Raw genomic sequence first — 3,464 nt, 5'->3', positions numbered from 1 at the left:
TTATTTTCAAACAAGTGAACCCTCGATCTATGCGATTGGTGATGTAATAGGTGGTATGCAGCTTACGCCGGTTGCGCTTGCCGAAGGTATGTTCTTAGCTAATTATTTCTTTTCCTCAACTAAACCTTCATTAGTCGACTATTCCTTGATACCGACGGCTGTTTTTTGTCAGCCAAATATTGCTACGGTTGGCTTGAGTGAGGAGCAAGCGCGGGAAGAGTTTGATGACATTGATGTCTATGTGTCTAATTTTAAAATGATGAAGCATACTTTGTCTGGGCGTGATGAACGTACCTTAATGAAGATGGTTGTAGACAAGAAAACAGATGCTGTCTTAGGTGTTCACATGGTTGGTGCAGAGGCCGGAGAGATTATTCAAGGTATTGCCGTTGCATTAAAAGCTGGCGCTACGAAACAGAGTTTTGACCAAACTATTGGTATTCATCCTACTGCTGCAGAAGAATTTGTAACGATGCGCCAGCCTAGAACTTAAGGTTTTTTTGCTTCGATCACCAGAAAAATACACTGACCCTGAAATTATCAAGAAAAGTAAGTATACTTCCGTTTTTTACGGAAGGTGGTATGTAAGTAGTCATTGGTATTTTTTACGAGCCAGACTTTCATCACGTAATCCATTATCCATAGCAGATTATAAATAGGAGCCAGCTTTGAGTTCGGTTGAATCACAGCAAAGAGTTTTATCCGGTATGCGCCCTACGGGCAAGCTACATCTTGGGCATTATCATGGTGTACTCAAGAACTGGGTAGAGTTGCAACACGATTATGAATGTTTCCTCTTCGTTGCAGACTGGCATGCACTCACAACGCATTATGAAGACCCTTTCATGATAGAACAGAGCGTGTGGGATATGGTGATCGATTGGCTTGCTGCGGGTATTAACCCAGGTTCAGCGACAATGTTTGTTCAGTCTATGGTGCCTGAACATGCAGAGTTGCACCTATTGTTGTCAATGATGACGCCTTTAGGTTGGCTGGAACGTGTACCAACTTACAAAGACCAGCAAGAGAAGTTGAAAGAAAAAGATTTGGCAACTTACGGTTTCTTAGGTTATCCATTATTACAAAGTGCTGACATCTTAGTTTATCGTGCGGGTTTTGTTCCTGTTGGTGCTGACCAGGTAGCTCATGTCGAATTGACGCGTGAAATTGCTCGTCGCTTTAATCATTTATATGGTAAAGATCCGGGTTTTGAAGAGCAGGCTGAAGCAGCGATAAAGAAAATGGGTAAGAAAAACGCCAAGCTTTATCGTAATTTACAGAAGCGATTCCAAGAACAGGGCGACGATGAGGCTTTGGAAACTGCAAGAGCTTTGATCAAAGACCAGCAAAATATATCACTAGGCGATCGTGAACGCTTGTTTGGTTTTATTGAGGGAGGCGGTAAAGTGATTCTACCTGAGCCTCAGCCATTATTGACTGAAGCATCGAAGATGCCAGGTTTAGATGGTCAGAAAATGTCCAAATCTTACGGCAATACTATTGGCTTACGTGAGGATCCGGATTCGGTTACTCAAAAAATACGAACCATGCAGACAGACCCACAACGTGTACGCTTATCTGATCCGGGTGATCCAGATAAGTGCCCTGTGTGGAAGTTGCATGATGTTTATTCCGACGAAAGTACTAAATGCTGGGTTCGTGAAGGTTGCACCAGTGCAGGCATTGGTTGTTTGGAATGTAAGAACCCAATAATTGAAAAAGTGCTTGAAGAGCAGCGCCCAATTCGTGAACGTGCTCGCCAGTATGAAGAGAACCCAGAATTAGTGCGTAGTATTTTATCTGAAGGTGCCGAGCGCGCGCGTGACGCAGCAAAGGGAACGCTTCAGGAAGTTCGACGTGTAATGGGTTTATCTTTCGGCGCGTAAAGTGCTAGAAGATAGGGGGCTTGAGTATGTCAGCTGTGCAACAAGAATTACCTTTGGCAATTGTCGAAGGTAAAGTTGTAAGGGATGTCCCTCAAGACCTCTATATTCCCCCCGATGCTTTATCGGTTATTCTCGAAGCCTTTGAAGGCCCGCTAGATCTGCTCCTGTATTTGATACGACGCCAAAATATGGATATTCTGGCAGTTGATGTGAGTGAGATAACGCGTCAGTACATCGAATATATTCAAGTTGCGAAAAAGATGAAGTTCGAGCTGGCTGCTGAGTACCTACTCATGGCTGCGATGTTGGCCGAGATCAAATCTCGAATGTTATTGCCTAAAATTTCGCATGAAGATGACGAAGAAGAAGACCCACGTGCTGAATTGATTCGTCGCCTTCAGCAATATGAACGCTTCAAGAAAGCAGCTGAAGATTTGGATGAGTTACCACGCGTTGATAGAGAAATAGTTCCTGTTCATATCAAAGCAGAAACCAGTTCTGACGGAAAGATACATCCTGATGTCTCGCTAAATGAGTTAATTCAGGCACTTAATTCTGTTCTGCAACGCTCTGATATGTTTGTAAGCCACCATATTGAAAAAGAGAAGCTCTCAACTAGAGAGAGGATGACAATTATCTTATCTAAGGTAACGCCCGAACAGTTCGTCCCTTTCGCTGCGCTCTTTAGTCCAGAGGAAGGGCGAGATGGTGTTGTGGTAACATTTTTGGCAATTATGGAATTAGTTAAAGAGCAGTTGCTCGATTTTGTTCAATCAGAAACCTTGGGGCCTATTCATGTTCGGGCGCGCGGAGCACAATAAAGAGCTTTGAAATGGTAGACATTAAAGAGTTACTTAGTTCAAATAGCGAAGATCTTACTAATGTAGGGAATCAATACACCTATAATTCACTTGAGCCCACCGTTGAAGTATTAAAACCTATTGTCGAAGCGCTTCTGTTTTCAGCAGGTAAACCTTTGTCTATCGATGCGATTCAAGCTTTATTGGAACCTGACCTTACGCCTACCAGGGCAGTGTTTCGCTCCGTATTGCAAGAAATTGAGGAAGACTACAAAGGTCGTGGTGTTGAGTTGGTTGAGTTTTCTGGCGCTTATCGCTTTCAGTCCCGGCCTTCAATGAGCGAGTGGGTACAGCGTTTATGGGAAGAACGACCTCAAAAGTATTCCAGAGCACTTTTGGAAACATTGGCCTTGATTGCCTATCGCCAACCGATTACGCGTGGCGATATTGAAGAAGTTCGGGGGGTTGCAGTCAGCTCTACCATAATGAAGACCCTGCTAGAAAGAAATTGGGTGCGAGTTGTGGGTCATCGCGAGGTTCCCGGTCGACCAGCAATTTATGCAACGACCAAGCATTTTCTTTCCTATTTCAACCTAAGCAGCCTTGATGACCTGCCAACCTTGGCCGAAATTCGAGATATTGAGCTAATTTCCAAAGAATTAAATGCACAATTAGAGCTAGTCGGCACCGAAGATGAGTCAGTAAAACAGGACGATTAGCTCTATATAAGGAAGGCTCTATATGCTTATTCCGAAATTCCCGTTAAATTACTGACCTT

General features: G+C 43.6%; 3 protein-coding genes and 1 pseudogene. All 4 read left to right on the top strand.

The window, feature by feature from the left end; translation table 11 throughout:
- Positions 1-493: pseudogene (locus A3761_RS10565) on the top strand (glutathione-disulfide reductase); the annotation flags it as partial.
- A 175-nt stretch (positions 494-668) separates the two neighbouring features.
- Positions 669-1,886: a tryptophan--tRNA ligase gene (locus A3761_RS10560; RefSeq protein ID WP_082870226.1), complete on the top strand. Its 1,218-nt coding sequence runs from the start codon at positions 669-671 to the stop codon at positions 1,884-1,886.
- Between the two features lie 26 nt (positions 1,887-1,912).
- On the top strand, positions 1,913-2,707 hold the full coding sequence (locus A3761_RS10555; protein WP_068511048.1) for a ScpA family protein: 795 nt from the start codon (positions 1,913-1,915) through the stop codon (positions 2,705-2,707).
- An 11-nt stretch (positions 2,708-2,718) separates the two neighbouring features.
- Positions 2,719-3,405, top strand: a complete 687-nt coding sequence (gene scpB, locus A3761_RS10550) for an SMC-Scp complex subunit ScpB (protein WP_068511046.1) — start codon at positions 2,719-2,721, stop codon at positions 3,403-3,405.
- The last annotated feature ends 59 nt before the right edge of the window (positions 3,406-3,464 follow it).

This window comes from Oleiphilus sp. HI0123 (assembly GCF_001635315.1).
The sequence above is the reverse complement of the archived record's forward strand: the minus strand, read 5'-3'. Positions and strand labels throughout refer to the sequence as shown.